This is a genomic window from Nocardia sp. NPDC006982, from assembly GCF_042869435.1.
Classification (GTDB): Bacteria; Actinomycetota; Actinomycetes; order Mycobacteriales; family Mycobacteriaceae; genus Nocardia.
The window spans coordinates 1-15401 of the sequence record NZ_JBIAFV010000029.1 but is presented as its reverse complement, the minus strand read 5'-3'; the positions used below and the strand labels follow the sequence as shown (position 1 = coordinate 15401).

Annotated in this window: 15 protein-coding genes; 11 read left to right on the top strand and 4 right to left on the bottom strand. The window is 67.1% G+C overall.

What is annotated here, in order from left to right:
• Window position 1: 1 nt before the first annotated feature.
• The 3 genes from ACFYOW_RS45945 to ACFYOW_RS45935 form a co-directional block, all read right to left on the bottom strand.
• Window positions 2-1180 (bottom strand): winged helix DNA-binding domain-containing protein, encoded by a 1179-nt coding sequence (locus ACFYOW_RS45945; RefSeq protein WP_387297879.1) that lies wholly within the window; start codon window positions 1178-1180, stop codon window positions 2-4.
• 16 nt (window positions 1181-1196) lie between these two features.
• Window positions 1197-1640, bottom strand: coding sequence for a tellurite resistance TerB family protein (locus ACFYOW_RS45940; RefSeq protein WP_387297944.1), 444 nt, complete (start codon window positions 1638-1640; stop codon window positions 1197-1199).
• A gap of 164 nt (window positions 1641-1804) precedes the next feature.
• Window positions 1805-2140 (bottom strand): ArsR/SmtB family transcription factor, encoded by a 336-nt coding sequence (locus tag ACFYOW_RS45935; RefSeq protein ID WP_387297877.1) that lies wholly within the window; start codon window positions 2138-2140, stop codon window positions 1805-1807.
• A gap of 106 nt (window positions 2141-2246) precedes the next feature.
• On the opposite strand from ACFYOW_RS45935, the gene ACFYOW_RS45930 reads away from it, so the two are divergent.
• The 5 genes from ACFYOW_RS45930 (at window position 2247) to ACFYOW_RS45910 (ending at window position 8959) form a co-directional block, all read left to right on the top strand.
• Window positions 2247-3458, top strand: a complete 1212-nt coding sequence (locus ACFYOW_RS45930) for an MFS transporter (protein WP_387297875.1) — start codon at window positions 2247-2249, stop codon at window positions 3456-3458.
• Window positions 3459-3478: 20 nt separating this feature from the next.
• Window positions 3479-4474, top strand: coding sequence for an alpha/beta hydrolase family protein (locus ACFYOW_RS45925; protein ID WP_387297873.1), 996 nt, complete (start codon window positions 3479-3481; stop codon window positions 4472-4474).
• 60 nt (window positions 4475-4534) lie between these two features.
• Window positions 4535-5392, top strand: coding sequence for an arylamine N-acetyltransferase (locus ACFYOW_RS45920; RefSeq protein WP_387297871.1), 858 nt, complete (start codon window positions 4535-4537; stop codon window positions 5390-5392).
• Window positions 5393-5448: 56 nt separating this feature from the next.
• Complete coding sequence (locus ACFYOW_RS45915; RefSeq protein WP_387297869.1) at window positions 5449-7191, top strand: penicillin-binding transpeptidase domain-containing protein; 1743 nt, start codon at window positions 5449-5451, stop codon at window positions 7189-7191.
• A gap of 115 nt (window positions 7192-7306) precedes the next feature.
• Complete coding sequence (locus ACFYOW_RS45910; RefSeq protein WP_387297867.1) at window positions 7307-8959, top strand: protein kinase; 1653 nt, start codon at window positions 7307-7309, stop codon at window positions 8957-8959.
• A gap of 22 nt (window positions 8960-8981) precedes the next feature.
• On the opposite strand, the gene ACFYOW_RS45905 is transcribed toward ACFYOW_RS45910, so the two are convergent.
• On the bottom strand, window positions 8982-9839 hold the full coding sequence (locus ACFYOW_RS45905) for a helix-turn-helix transcriptional regulator (RefSeq protein ID WP_387297865.1): 858 nt from the start codon (window positions 9837-9839) through the stop codon (window positions 8982-8984).
• 143 nt (window positions 9840-9982) lie between these two features.
• Between ACFYOW_RS45905 and ACFYOW_RS45900 the strand changes: the two genes are divergently transcribed.
• The 6 genes from ACFYOW_RS45900 (at window position 9983) to hisH (ending at window position 15255) form a co-directional block, all read left to right on the top strand.
• Entirely contained in the window at window positions 9983-11023 is a 1041-nt protein-coding gene (locus ACFYOW_RS45900; RefSeq protein ID WP_387297863.1) for an aldo/keto reductase, read from the top strand.
• Window positions 11024-11039: 16 nt separating this feature from the next.
• Window positions 11040-11327 carry a putative quinol monooxygenase gene (locus tag ACFYOW_RS45895; RefSeq protein WP_040688773.1) on the top strand — a complete coding sequence of 96 codons (288 nt, stop codon included), beginning with the start codon at window positions 11040-11042 and terminating at the stop codon, window positions 11325-11327.
• A gap of 190 nt (window positions 11328-11517) precedes the next feature.
• Window positions 11518-12855 (top strand): histidinol dehydrogenase, encoded by a 1338-nt coding sequence (gene hisD / locus ACFYOW_RS45890; protein WP_387297861.1) that lies wholly within the window; start codon window positions 11518-11520, stop codon window positions 12853-12855.
• On the top strand, window positions 12852-13985 hold the full coding sequence (locus ACFYOW_RS45885) for a histidinol-phosphate transaminase (RefSeq protein ID WP_387297859.1): 1134 nt from the start codon (window positions 12852-12854) through the stop codon (window positions 13983-13985). Before hisD ends, ACFYOW_RS45885 begins: the two co-directional genes overlap by 4 nt.
• 23 nt (window positions 13986-14008) lie before the next feature.
• Window positions 14009-14623, top strand: a complete 615-nt coding sequence (hisB, locus tag ACFYOW_RS45880) for an imidazoleglycerol-phosphate dehydratase HisB (RefSeq protein WP_040688866.1) — start codon at window positions 14009-14011, stop codon at window positions 14621-14623.
• Window positions 14620-15255 (top strand): imidazole glycerol phosphate synthase subunit HisH, encoded by a 636-nt coding sequence (gene hisH, locus ACFYOW_RS45875; RefSeq protein ID WP_387297857.1) that lies wholly within the window; start codon window positions 14620-14622, stop codon window positions 15253-15255. The genes hisB and hisH overlap by 4 nt, the downstream gene beginning before the upstream one ends.
• Window positions 15256-15401 lie beyond the last annotated feature (146 nt).

The window sequence follows — 15401 nt, the reverse complement described above, 5'->3', positions numbered from 1 at the left end:
GTCAGGCGGTGAGTTCGCGTTCCAACGGCGTGCGGAAGCGGGGGATGGCGCGAACCTCGCCGTACCAGGTGGTGATGCGGGCGGCTTCGGCTTCGATGAGAGATTCCGCTTCGGAACCGATGTCTTCCAGTAGGCGGTAGACGATTTCGCCGTCTTTGCGCTGGGCCCAGCCGCCGACTATGCGCCCGTTCCACCATATGGTGGGACCGACGTTTCCGTTGCGGTCGAAGAGATTTGCAGCGTGGGGGCCGAGGTACCAGTCACGGGATTGCCAGCCCATGGGGGTTGGGTCGAGTGCGGGGAGTAGAGCGGCCCAGGGTTCGGACTCGGGCGTCGGGTCTTGGTCGTCGGCGAGTAGCAGACCGGTGGTGCCGTCGAGATCGACCTCCACCACATCGAGTTGGGCGAGGGCCTTGCGTACCTGCGCGAGTGTCCAGCCGGTCCACCACTTGATATCGGTGATGGGCGCGGGTCCGAAGGAGTAGAGCCACTGCCGGACGAGTTCGGCGCGTGCCGCATCGGCGGGCATGGTCGCAACACCTTGCGGCAGCCAGGTTTCTATCGGCGCCCAGGTGTATTGGCTGCTCGTCCAACTGCCGTTCGGCCGACCGCGCACGATGCGCCCCTCGACACCGAGGATCACGAGCACCCAGGTGGTGATGCTGTTGGGGCGCGAATATGCCTTGTCCGGAGCGGGATTCACTTGCGTGCGCAGCCGGGGCACGTCCTTGCTCAGCTGTGCGCCGGTCGCCGCTCCGCGCGCCAATAGCGCCTTGTGCGTTTCGTCTTCGACATCGGCCAGCCACGCGCGCACATCCCCGTCGACCACACCGGCCTGCTCGATGAACCTGCCGTAGGTGCGACGTTGCTTCTCCGCCAACGCATCCGCACACGACGCCTGCAATACCGGCAGCAACTCGACCGGTGCGATGAACATCGTGCGCCGCATCGCCAGCAGGCGCAGCAGCGTCCGATCGTCGTACAGCGCCTTCTCGACATGTGCGGGCTCAGCGGTGAGACTGCGCGCGCCAACCGACAGGTACACCGTCGCTGGATCGGTCGCATGCAGGACGACGAGGGATCGGACGATGTCGGCAATGTCATCGGTGCGACACGCTGGTGTGAGCCGGTGCCGCCGTGCCAGCCGGGCCCGCCGCTCCGCCGCATCAATCGAACGCATATGCGAATAGTAGCGGTCAGATGCCGAACTGCTGCGGATCCACCCCCAGCGCCTGGCATGCCTCCCGTACCGCCGCGATCTCGTTCTGATCGAAATTCCCGTCCGCATCGCCGATCATGATGCCGATCTGGACGACCGCATGCGCCTCGGTCGGCTTCCCCGCCGCCTTGCCGATCTGCTGCAGCACATGCGCCCGCCCGAATGCCGGATCGGCGACCAGCCGGTTGCAGTTGTCCTCGAACAGATCGCGCAATTCATCGGTCGGGAAGTTCTGCAGCACCGGATCGGAGCCGATGAGTCCGGCCACCCGCATGCGCTCGGCCGGATCGATGGTGCCGTCGGCCGCCGCGACGAGTGCGCACATGCCCATGCTCGCATCCCGGAACGAACCGCCGCGCAGCTCGTTCTTCTTGGCCAGCAACTGCGCTCGCCACTGGGGGGCCTTGTCCATCAGATCCATCAGGCGACCGATATTGGTCGCATTGCTGATGAGACGGTTCAAGAAAGCCACGGAAACTCCCCGGAAACGAGGTTCGGACGCCAGACTGCCCCGAACTCTGGATCGACTATCGCGCACGGTAGCAGAACCATCCGGGACACACCTGCCCCCGAAACACCGCCGAATTACGTCGGCTGCCAGGCACGCACCAGATCGAGCAAACCCGGAAAACGCGCGTCGAGATCCTCGATCCGCACCCGGCTGCGGCGCTCCAGTCCGTACTGCCGCTGACGGGTGACACCGGCCTCGCGCAGCACCCGGAAATGGTGCGTCAGCGTCGATTTCGGCCGATCGATATCGAACCAGCCGCACGAGCGATCAGCCTCGGGGGATTCGAGCAGCAGTTTCTGCACCATGCTCAGCCGCAGCGGATCGCTGAGCACGCCGAGCACATCCTCGAGCCGCAGTTCGGCACGCGTCGGCTCGGGCAGCGTGGTCGCGACGGTGTCGGTCGATGGCATCGGCTCTCCTGCGAATCGCGAATTCTTAGTTCGACTTCTATCGTACTAGATGTTAAGTTCGACCTCCGTCGTACCAGTACGAGAATTTTCGAACTAGGAGGTTGGGATGGCGACACTCATAGCAAAACCGGAAACCGAGGTGCGGCGCGAGGGCGCGGTGTGGCTGGCGGCGTGGCCCGTGCTCGCGGTCTTCGTGCTCTCGAATGCGCCGACCCCGCTGTATGTCGTGTGGCAGCAGCGGCTCGGCTTCTCCTCAGGCACGTTGACCGCTGTATTCGCCTGCTACATCGCCGGATTGCTCGGTGCGCTGCTGGTTGCGGGTGTTGTCTCGGACCGCATCGGCCGCAAGCCCGTGCTGCTGCCCGCGGTGCTCCTCGCGATGCTCGCCTGCGTCCTGTTCGCTACCGCGAATTCGGTCGCGATGCTGGCGATCGCGCGCCTGCTCACCGGAACAGCGGTCGGCGCGGCCGTCTCGGCGGGGATGGCGGCGGTGACCGATATCGGCGGCCCGGAGCGCAAACGCCTTGCCGCGCTTGCGGCCTCATCGGCCATGGTGCTCGGCGCGGGCTTCGGTCCGTTGCTGGCGGGTCTGCTGTCACAGCTCGTTCCCGGCCCGACGGTCACTATTTTCGTCGTCGAAATCGTCTTGCTTGCTACGGCTTTCGCGGTCGTCGCGCGGCTCGACCTGCCCAAGGGCGCTCGCGGACGTGGCCCATGGATCCGTATCCCCGCGGTCGCACCGGGCGGACGCACGGCCGTGCTGCTCGGCATCGCGGTGTTCGCGCCGGGTATCACCGCGACATCATTCGTGCTCTCACTCGGCCCCTCGCTGCTGTCGAACCTCTTGGGCGCCACCAACCGCGTGCTTGCGGGAGTCCTGGCCTTCGTCATGTTCGTCGGCGCCACCGGCATCCAATTCGCGGTGCGGCGACTGCGTCTGCGCACGATCCTGCTCGGCGGGACGGCGGCCACCCTGCTCAGCATGATCACCCTGGTCACGGCGCTACGGCTGTCATCGATCGCGTTCTTCGCCGCCGCCGCAATCCTCGCGGGCATCGGCCAGGGCATGGGCCAGTTCGGCGGTCTCACGGCCATCAGCGCGAGCGTGCCCGCCGATCGGCTCGCCGAGGCCAATGCCGCCCAGAACGTCGGCGGATACCTGCCCGCCGCGGTACTTCCGCTGTCGGCCGGATTTCTCAGTGACGCAATCGGTTTGCCCGCGGGCGCGAACACCTTCGCCGGTATCGTCGGCGCGGCCGCGGTGGTCGGCGCGGTCTTCGTCGCGACCCGCTCCGGCACCGCGACCGGACCGCGATAGCCGCATGTCATCATTCCAGCATGAGACACCTACTGCTGACGCTCGGCTGTGCGTTGTTCGCCGCGGTGTCGACGACAAGCCTTGTCGCACCACTCGTTTCGGCCGAGCCGGAATGCGCGGTCCAAGTGGACGTGCGACCGGTGACCCTGACGGTGGACGGCGAAGACGCCACCGGCCGGGTATACGAACCCAATCGCTGCGCGGCGGGCCATCCGACGCCGCGTGATCTGGTCGTCGCCGTCCATGGCCACGATGGCACCTCCGCCGACTACGCCGAATATCTGACCTCGATCGCCCGCCGCACCGCGACCCCCATCCTGTCCATGGACGCCCGCAGCGCGACCAGTGTCTGGCGGACCGGCGACTGGAATCTGTGGGCGGGCTGGCACGATATCGTCACCGCCACCCAGTGGTACAAGAACGAGCATCCGACGATCGGCCGCACCGTGCTGTGGGGCTGGAGTCAGGGCGGCACCATGAGCGGACTCGCGGTGGCGCACGGTCCGCAGGGACTCTTCGACTACTGGGTCGACAATTACGGCCCCGCGGACGATTTCACCATGTGGCTCGCGTCGGCGGGCGTCGATCCCGTACTGCCCGGCCAGATCGAGCGCGATGCGGGCGGCTGCGCCCCGACGGTCTGCCCGCAGGCCTATGCCGAACGTTCGCCCGTTCTCCTGGCCGCCCGGATGAGCATGAAACGCGCCTTCCTCATCCACGGCACCGGTGACGATGTGGTGCCGTACCCGGCGACCCTGGAAATGCGGTCCGGACTGCTCGCCGCGGGCAAACCCACCTCGATGTACACCATCGTCACCGGCCGCGACCTGAACGGCGCCGTCGTCCCGGGCGATCACAGCGTCGGACCCGCCTACTTCGAGGGCGGCTGCGTGGTCGAGCGCCTGCTGCTCGGCGCCGAACCGGTCGACGGACCCGACCGCGACTATCTGGTCGACGTGGCCCGCGGCATCATAACCGCGCCCCCGGCCCCGCCGAGCGCCAAATGCGCCGCCTAGGGAACACCTCTCGGTGCGTTGTGGTTCATTCGGGCAGGACCGGATACAAGGAGAGGTGCAATGAAGCCGAATGACCCCGCTTACCACTGGAGCGGCGCGGAATTGGACCTCGACGCATACTTGGCGCGCATCGGCTACACCGGCGACCGCACCCCCACGCAGACCACCCTGCGCGCCCTCGTCTACGCGCATACCACCACGATCCCGTTCGAGAATCTGGAGTCCATTCTCGGCCGCCCCGTTCCGCTGGATCTGGAATCGTTGCAGGACAAGATGATCCGGCACCGGCGCGGCGGCTACTGCTATGAGAACGTCGGCTTGTTCGCGGCCGCGCTGGAACGTCTCGGCTTCGGGGTGACCGGTCTCAGTGGCCGGGTCACCATGGGCGTGTCCGAGGGGCTGCGCCCGGCCACCCACGCCCTGCTGCGCGTCACCACGAGCGATGACGATCGCGCCTGGATCTGCGATGTCGGCTTCGGCTCCGGACCGCTCGCGCCCTATGAACTGGTCGAGGGCGGTGAATTCACCCTCGGCGACTGGCGCTTCCGGCTCGAACACACCATCGGCGAACTCGACAGCGATCTGTGGGTGCTGCACCAGTTCGGCCGCGACGGCTGGATCGACCGCTACACCTTCACGCTGAACCCGCAGTACCGCATCGATTTCGCGGTCGGCAACCACTTCGTCTCCACCTCGCCGCGCTCACCGTTCACCGCCCGGCCGTTCGTGCAGCGCTTCCTCCCGGACGTCCACCATGTACTGGACAACCTCACCCTCATCACCGAATATCCGAACGGCTCCAGCGAAACCCGCGAACTCGAACTCGCCGAACTTCCGAAAATCCTCACCGAGGTCTTCGACATCGACCTGTCCGAACCCGACGCCACCGCCCTCGCCCTGGGGCCGTGGCTCGCCTGAAATCCGCTCCGTGCGGTTACCCAGGCTCGTTGCCGTCCGGCACTAGAGTCGGCCGGGTGCGTGCATACCGGAATCTTCTCGTTCTGTTCGCAGCCTCCGCCTTGGCCCTGAGTGGTTGCGGCTCAGGGCGGGCCCAGCCCGACACCGTCGCCGGGCAGTTCGCCGATGCGCTCAGCCGCGACGATATCGCCGCGGCCGCCGCACTCACCGACGACCCGACCACGGCATCGGATGCGCTGGGCAAGCTCTACGACGGGCTCGGCAAGGATGTGAAATACGAGGTGCGCAGCGCGGATAAGAACTCCTTCACCCTCGCCGCCACCTGGAAGTTCGGCAAGAACGAGTGGAGCTACACCACCAACGGTTCCGCAGGCGATTTCGGCGACGGCTGGAAGATCAAATGGGATCCCAATACCATCGCACCCGGTCTCGCCCTGGGCCCGCTGAGCTACGCCACCACCTATCCGAAGCCCGCGCGCATTCTGGAGTCATCGGGCGGTGAGTTGATGACCCAGCAGGTGGTCACCCTGGTGAACGTCGCCCCGGGCGCCGACACCGCCGTGCTCGCCGCGGTGCTCGCCCCCGTCGCCGCCGACATCACCGCGCAGTCGCTGCAATCGGATCTGGCTGCGGCCCAGGGTAAGTCGATCACTGCGGTGACCCTGCGCGACGCCGATATCGCTCCGATCCAGTCGGCGCTGGCCGCGGTCCCTGGCGTCACCCTCGCGCCGCAGACCCGCCTGCTCGCCACCGACAAATCCCTCGCGTCACCGGTGCTGTCCGGCCTCGCCGACCTGTGGCAGAACTCCGCCGACGCGGCGGCAGGCTGGGCGGTGCGGGCGCAGACCGCCGACGGCACCGAACGCGTCGCCGGTCAGGATCCGAAACCCACCCCGGATATCGTGACCACGCTCGACACCGATCTGCTGCGCTACGCGGAGAGCGCATTGACGCCGATCACCCAGCCCGCCGCGATAGTCGCGATGCAGCCCTCCACCGGAAAGGTGCTCGCCGTCGCGCAGAACGCGGCCGCCGACGCCCAGGGACCGATCGCGCTCACCGGCCTGTATCCGCCGGGTTCGACCTTCAAGACCGTCACGGTCTCGGCCGCTCTGCAATCCGGCGCGGTGACACCCGACACCGTGCTGCCGTGCCCGGCCACCGCGAATATCGAGGGCCGCCGCATCCCCAACGACAACAACTTCGACCTCGGCAACGTCGCGCTGCACACCGCCTTCGCCCAGTCCTGCAACACCACCATGGGCCAACTCGCGGTGAATCTCGCACCGAACGGCCTCACCGATGCCGCGGCACAACTCGGCCTCGGCATCGACTTCGTCACACCCGGTCTGACCACCGTCACCGGCAAGGTGCCGACCGCGGACACCCCGGCACTGCGCGTCGAATCCGGTATCGGCCAGGGCAAGGTGACGGCCTCACCGTTCGGTATGGCACTGGTCGCCGCATCCATCGCGCGCGGATCGATGCCGCTGCCGATGGTCGTCGACGGGCAGCCCGGCGTGGCCGACCACACCCCGGCGCCGCTGCCGCCTACCACCGACGAGCAGCTGAAAACCATGATGCGGGAAACCATAACCGGCGGCACCGCCACCGCACTGCGCGATATTCCGGGCCTGATCGGCAAGACCGGCACCGCCGAGTATATCGATGACAAGCACGCCCACGGCTGGTTCGTCGGCATCGACGGTGACCTGGCCTTCGCCGTGTTCGTCAGCGATGCGAACAGCTCGGGTCCGGCCGTGGAGGCCGCAGGCCGTATGCTGCGTGCAAGACATTGAGCGTCACTGTCGAATCAGCACGGCATCAGTGTTCGGCGCGTGTGGGCGGCGGATCTACCCCCGCAGCCGCGTGCCGAGGATTGCGCCCCGCTACACTCGTCGGCGGAACGCGTTGATGGTCAATACGCGTGATGTCACGATTTCGAGAAGGTTCGGAGTAGGCGCCATCGATACCGGTCAATTGATCGCGGAGCACTACCGCCTGGTCGAGCGGATTGGTAGCGGCGGCACGGGTGTGGTTTGGCGTGCCATCGACGAACGCCTGCAGCGCTCGGTCGCGGTGAAGCAGATCCACATCAAGCCCAGCCTGCCCGAAGCCGAGCGCGACGTGGTGCGACAGCGCGCGATCCGCGAGGCCCGCAATGCGGCGCGTTTCCAGCATCCGAATGCGATCGTCGTCTTCGACATCACCGAGCACAACGGTGACCCGTGCCTGGTGATGGAGTATCTGAAGTCGAAGAGTCTGGCGGGAGTGATCTCCGCGCAGGGGATGCTGCCGCTGACCCAGGTCGCGCGGATCGGCGAACAGGTCGCCTCGGCGCTCATCGCCGCACATCACGCCGGGATCGTGCACCGCGATGTCAAACCGGGCAATATCCTGCTCGACGATACCGGCACGGTGAAGATCACCGACTTCGGTATCTCCCGCGCCACCGGTGACGTCACCCTCACCGAGACCGGTCTGATCTGCGGTACCGCCGCCTATCTCGCGCCGGAGGTCGCGCGCGGCGCGGACCCGACACCGGCCGCCGACGTATTCGCCTTGGGCGCAACGCTTTTCCACGCTCTCGAGGGCGAACCGCCGTACGGTGCCAGCGCGAACCCGCTCGCCGTGCTCTACGCCGCGGCGAACGGCCAGGTGAGCGAACCTCGGCACGCCGGCCCCGCAACCGACTTCCTGCTCGATCTGCTCAGCCCGGATCCCGCCGAGCGGCCGACCATGCGTGCGGCCCGCGAACATCTTTCCGCGCTCGCCGATTCCGGACCGGTGAGCGCCGGATTCGTCCCGGCCAGTGAGGCTTTCGGCCGGCGCGGCGAATCCGCAACCCGTGCGCCGCGGCCACCGGCCAATCCGACGCCGGAGCACCAGCCGACCGCGCGGCAGCCACGCCCGGCGCCGCCGCCGCGCAATTCCGTCCGTCCCGCCAACTCCAGTGCATCGCATCCGAGGACCGCCGCACATCCGCGGACGGCGACGCAGCCGCGTCCGGCGCCGCGCAAATCCGGTGGCAAACGCAAGGCCGTGCTGGTCGGTGCGACCATCGGTGCCGCGGTGGCCGTCGTGGCCATCCTGATCGGTGCGCTGAATCAGTCGGGCACCAATACGCCGTCGGTGCAAGCGAGTCCGCCTTCGTCGTCGGTGTCCAAGGGGACTACTTCCACGGCCGCCGCGGGCGCGCCGGGGCAAACGAAGAGCGTCGGCACGGCAGACTCGCGGCAATCCATCGATCAAGTGGTGGACTTCTACAACAACCTCACCTATATGAGCTTCGCGTCTGCATGGAAACAGTTGACTCCCGCTGCCCAGCGAGTCTACGGCAGTCAGTCAGCCTTCCAGGATTACTGGACGCAGAATCGGGTCACAGGCTTCAACACTGTTGATGCGGCCGGTGGTGGTACAGGCACCAACCCAGACGGTTCGGTGGAAATCAATGTGGCCAGCGTGACCTATGCGGGCCAGAACAGGTCGGTGACGCTGCGGTTGATCAACCCTGGCAGCGGCGCCCCACTCATTGACAGCGACACCCGCAGCGGCGACGCGCGCTAGTCACCGCGGCGGGTGCGGTGCGCTATCGGGCAACGGATCGCACCGATGTCTGCGCCCAATTCGCCAGCAGCGCAAGGGCGGTGGCGCTCGGCGAATCCGCTTCGGTGGTGTGCATGATCAGTGCCTGATCCGGATCATCGGGCAGGCGCAGGGTTTCGAAGCCCAGATCGAGTCGGCCGACCACCGGGTGCAGATAAATGTAGCGCCCGTGCGTCTTGTCCTTGAGTTCGTGACGCTGCCACATGGCGCCGAAGTCGGCGGAGTTCGCGCTCAATTCCTCGATGAGCGAAGCGATTCCGGCATCGCCGGGATTGCGCGCCATGTCCAGGCGCAGATACGCGACGACATCGGCGGCCTTTGCCGTCCAATCCTCGTACAGCTCCCGCATCCCCTCGTCGAGGAAGACCAGTCGGGCCAGATTGCGCTCGCGGGGCGGTAGTGCGCCGAAATCGGTGATGAGCGCGGCGGCAAGCGAATTCCAGGCGAGCACATTGGTGCCGCGGCCCACGATGTAGGCGGGGACGTCGGCGGCCGCGTCGAGCAGCCTGCGCAATCCGGGACGGACTTCCTGTTCGGCCGGCGGCTCCTCGCCGGACCAGGGCCGCGCCAGTCGATACAGATGCTCGCGTTCCACCGGATTCAGCCGCAGCGCCTGCGCGACGGCATCGAGCACCGACTCCGAAAAGTGCAGGGTGCGGCCCTGTTCCAGACGCACATAGTGATCGACACTGACCCCGGCCACCATGGCCAGCTCCTCGCGGCGCAGACCGGGCACCCGGCGGCGGCTGCCGTAATCGGGCAGGCCGACCTCCTCCGGGCTCAGCCGCGCCCGCCGGGAACGCAGGAATTCGCCGAGTTCGGCACGTCGATCCAGAGTCACGTCATCCAGTATCCAGCCGGTTGCCGTGGCGCATCCTGGTCATGTCGTGCCCAGGCTCGCGCGGCGCTGTTTACCGCCGCCGTCCGCGCCGAAAGTAGTGATCACCGCCGGAACGGTTCCGGCAGTGAACGGAGACGGAAACAATGAGCAACACCCGCCCCCTCGGCGACACCGGCATGGACATCACCCCGCTCGGCTTCGGCACCTGGGTCTTCGGCGGATCCGGTTGGGAGTACTCGTGGGGCGCCATCGATGACGCCGACTCGATCGCCGCGATTCGGCACGCGGTGCATGCCGGAATCAACTGGATCGATACCGCAGCCGCCTATGGCGTCGGCCATGCCGAGGAGGTGGTCGGCCGCGCGCTCGCCGACATCCCGGAGGCCGAGCGGCCCTACCTGGTCACCAAAACCGGTTTGATCTGGGAAGAAGGCGACGACCGTTCCGGCCCACCGCGCCGGATCATGCGTCCCGACGTGGTGCGCAAGGAAATCGAGGATTCGCTGCGTCGGCTGCGCACCGACCACATCGATCTGTATTTGGTGCACTGGCCGGATACCGGCGCGGTCTTCGTCTACGGCGCCGAGGGCGAGGCCAACGACCAGGCGACTCCCCTCGAGGAGTACTGGCAGGTCATGGCCGATCTGAAGAAGGAAGGCAAGGTCCGTGCGATCGGCCTGTCCAACCACGACGCGGCTCAACTGGCGATCGCCGAATCCATCGCCCATGTCGATGCGATCCAGCCGCCGTTCTCGGCGATCAACCGCTCGGCCGCGGCCGATATCGCCTGGGCACACGAGAACGGAACCGGCGTGATCGTCTATTCACCACTGCAATCGGGCCTGCTCACCGGCACATTCACCAAGGAACGCCTGCACAACCTGCCGGACGAGGACTGGCGCGGTTCGCATCCGGACTTCACCACCGGCCTGTCCGCCAAGCTCGCCCTGGTCGAAGCCATGCGCCCGGTCGCGGCCCGCCACGGCGTGACCGTCGCCGAGGTCGCCCTGGCGTGGGCGACCGCATGGCCCGGCATCACCGGCGCGATCGTCGGTGCACGTAACGCCGCGCAGATCGACGGCTGGCTCGGCGCCCGTGACCTGACACTCACCGCCGACGATCTCGCCGCAATCGAGACCGCCATCACCACGACCGGCGCGGGCACCGGCCCCGCCCGCGCGTAATTTCCGAGGAGCCACCATGACACTGCACGTCGTCGCCGAATTCCGCGCCAACTCGGGCCGCGAGGACCGCCTGCGCACGGCACTCGAGGCAATGATCGAACCGTCCCTCGCCGAGCCCGGCTGCCTGACCTACCACCCCTACACCGACCCCAACGACCCGTCCCACATGGTGCTCGTCGAGGAGTGGACCACCCCCGAAGCTCTCGATGAACATTTCACGACGCCACATTTCTTCCATGTGCGCGATGTACTCGACCAGATCCTCGCCGAACCGATGATCATCAAGCGCCTCGTCTCGGCCTGACACCCGTCGCGCCCCGGTCCACTATCGGGACCGGGGCAGGCGGCCGTACTTCGCGCCACATCCGGCGACCGCAGCGGATAACGGGTGGCACCGGACCGATAGGCTGGTAGCTGGAGCGGAGCGGAGGATACCGACCGCTCGGCGTCGGGAACGGCGTCCAAAGATCAGGACAGACAGGATCGCAGACCTCATGACATCCCGCATCGAGCTCGCCCGCGTCGATCTGCGCGGCCGTACTCCCTCCGCTGCCGAGCTGCGCACCGCGCTGCCGCGCGGGGGAGTCGACGTGGACTCGGTGCTGCATCAGGTGCGACCGGTGGTGGAGGCGATCCGGGATCGCGGGGTCGCCGCCGCGCTGGAGTTCAGCGAGCAGTTCGACGGCGTGATTCCGGCGAGCGTGCGGGTACCCGCGGCCGAATTGGAAGCCGCATTGGAGAAGTTGGATCCGGCCGTGCGTGCCGCACTCGAGGTGGCGATCGAACGGACCCGCAAGGTGCACGCCGATCAGCGACGCACCGATACCACCACCGAGGTCGTGCCCGGCGGCACGGTCACCGAGCGGTGGGTTCCGGTCGAGCGGGTGGGGCTCTACGTGCCCGGCGGTAATGCCGTCTATCCGTCGAGCGTTGTGATGAATGTGGTGCCCGCCCAGGCGGCCGGTGTCGACTCGCTGGTGGTGGCCTCACCGCCGCAGGCGCAGCACGGCGGGCTGCCGCACCCGACCATCCTGGCGGCGGCGAAGCTGCTTGGAGTCGAGGAAGTGTGGGCCGTCGGCGGTGCGCAGGCCATCGCACTGCTGTCCTACGGCGGTATCGATACCGATGGAGCGCAGCTCGAGCCGGTCGATCTGATCACCGGTCCCGGCAATATCTTCGTGACCGCCGCCAAGCGTCTGTGCCGCGGCCTGGTCGGCATCGATGCCGAGGCGGGCCCCACCGAGATCGCGATTCTGGCCGATGCCACCGCCGATCCGGTCCACGTCGCCGCCGATCTGATCAGCCAGGCCGAACACGATGTGCTCGCCGCCAGCGTGCTCGTCACCGACAGCGTCGAACTCGCCGACGCGGTGGACGCCGCGCTCACCACCCAGATGACGGTGGTCAAGCACGCGCACCGGGTGCGAGAGGCATTGTCCGGCAAGCAATCCGGCACCGTGCTCGTCGACGATATCGAACAGGGCCTGCGGGTGGTGAATGCCTACGCCGCCGAGCACTTGGAGATCCAGACCGCCGATGCGCCTGCCGTCGCGGCCCGAGTGCGCAGTGCCGGCGCGATCTTCGTAGGTGCGTATGCCCCGGTCAGCCTGGGCGACTACTGCGCGGGCTCCAACCATGTACTCCCGACGGCGGGTTGCGCGCGGCACTCCTCGGGCCTGAGCGTGCAGACCTTCCTGCGCGGAATCCACGTCGTCGAATACACCGAGGCCGCACTCAAAGATGTCGCCGGTCACGTGGTCGCCCTGGCCAATGCCGAGGACCTGCCCGCACACGGCCAAGCGGTACAAGCGCGATTCGAGGCACTGGCATGACCCCCGAGATCACCGTGCCCGGCTCCGACATCAGCCTGGACGACCTGCCGCTGCGTGAGAATCTGCGCGGCAAAAAGCCTTACGGCGCACCACAATTGACGGTGCCGGTGCAGCTGAACACCAATGAGAACCCGCACCCGCCGAGCCGGGCACTCATCGACGACGTCGCCGAATCCATTCGCGCCGCCGCCACCGACCTGCACCGCTACCCGGACCGCGACGCCGTCGCCCTGCGCACCGACCTGGCCGAATACCTGACTCGCCAGACCGGCACCGCGGTGCACACCGCCAATGTCTGGGCAGCCAACGGCTCCAACGAAATCCTGCAGCAACTCCTGCAGGCCTTCGGCGGACCCGGCCGCAGCGCACTGGGTTTCGTGCCGTCGTACTCGATGCACCCGATCATTTCCGAGGGCATCGATACCGAGTGGGTCGAGGCCAAGCGCAATGCCGACTTCTCCCTCGATATCGACTACGCGCTCACCGTCATCGCCGAGCGCCGACCCGATGTGGTCTTCGTGACCAGCCCCAACAACCCGACCGGACACAGCATTCCGCAGGCCGACCTGGCCCGGATCCTGGCCGCCGCACCGGGCATCGTGGTCGTCGACGAGGCATACGGCGAATTCTCCGCCGAGCCGAGCGCGATCGCCCTGATCGATCGGTATCCGACGAAACTCGTGGTCAGCCGCACCATGAGCAAGGCCTTCGCCTTCGCGGGCGGCCGCCTCGGCTACCTGGTCGCCGCCCCCGCAGTGATCGACGCGATGCTGCTGGTGCGACTGCCGTATCACCTGTCGGTGGTCACCCAGGCCGCCGCCCGCGCGGCCCTGCGCCACGCCGACGAAACCCTCGCCAGCGTCGCCGAACTGGCGGCACAGCGGGACCGGGTCGCGGAAGCGCTGGCCGCCATGGGTTTCGAGGTGATCCCCAGCGACGCCAACTTCCTGCTCTTCGGTCGCTTCACCGACGCCCCCCGCGCCTGGCAGTACTACCTGGACCGCGGCGTGCTGATCCGCGACGTCGGCATTCCGGGATATCTGCGCGCCACCATCGGTCTCGCCGCCGAGAACGACGAATTCCTGCGCGTCAGCGGCACATTGGCCGACACCGACCTCACCATCCGATGAATCCGCCTGTGGAGGAAGCAAAGATGAATCGCACCGCGCGGGTGGAGCGCGTCACCAAGGAATCGAATATCGTCGTCGAACTGGACCTCGACGGCACCGGCAAGACCGACATCTCCACCGGTGTCCCGTTCTACGACCACATGCTGACCGCGCTCGGCGCACACGCCAGCTTCGATCTGACTGTGCGCGCCGAGGGCGATATCGAGATCGAGGCGCACCACACCGTCGAGGACACCGCCATCGTCTTCGGCCAGGCGCTGGGTAAGGCGCTGGGCGACAAGTCCGGCATCCGTCGCTTCGGCGATGCGTTCATTCCGATGGACGAGACCATGGCGCACGCGGCGGTAGATGTCTCCGGCCGCCCGTACTGCGTACACACCGGCGAACCCGATCACCTGCTGCATGCGGTGATTCCGGGTTCCGGACCCGGTGCCCCGTATTCGACAGTGCTCAACCGGCACGTTTTCGAGTCGATCGCGCTGAACGCCCGCATCGCCCTACACGTGCGCGTGCTGTACGGCCGCGACCAGCACCACATCACCGAGGCCGAATTCAAGGCGGTCGCGCGCGCATTGCGCGCCGCGGTCGAACTGGATCCGCGGGTGAGCGGTGTGCCGTCGACGAAGGGGACGTTGTGACAACGAAATCCGTCGCTCTGCTCGACTACGGCTCCGGCAATCTGCACTCCGCGCACCGCGCGCTGATCCGCGCGGGCGCGAACGTCGAGGTGACCGCCGATGCCGATATCGCGCTGGCAGCCGATGGCCTCGTCGTCCCCGGCGTCGGTGCGTTCGCCGCGTGCATGGCCGGACTGCGCGAGGTGAAAGGGGAGCGCATCATCGGTCAGCGGCTGGCCGGTGGTCGTCCGGTGCTCGGTATCTGCGTCGGCATGCAGATCCTGTTCGAGCGCGGGGTGGAATTCGGTGTGGAAACCGACGGGTGCGCGGAATGGCCGGGCGTGGTCGAGCGCCTGTCCGCACCTGTGCTTCCGCACATGGGCTGGAACACCGTGTCGGCTCCGACTGACAGCGTCCTGTTCGCAGGAATGGCAAGCGATACCCGTTTCTATTTCGTGCACTCCTATGCCGCGCAGACCTGGGACCTGCCGCCGAGCGAACACTTCGCCGCGCCGAAGCTCACCTGGGCCGAACACGGCGTCCCATTCCTGGCGGCCGTTGAGAACGGTCCGCTGTCGGCGACGCAGTTTCATCCCGAAAAGTCCGGGGATGCGGGCGCGCAGCTGCTCCACAATTGGGTGAACTCGCTGTAAACACCCGCTGGCCAGGCGATTTGACATCGTGCACGCCGATAAGTAACTTTATCCAAGTCAGAGCGACACGGACACCGACCCGGAGCCCAAAGCGCAGCGGAAACGTTGAGCACAGCGGCCTGGGAAACGAGGTAGGACGAGGAGCG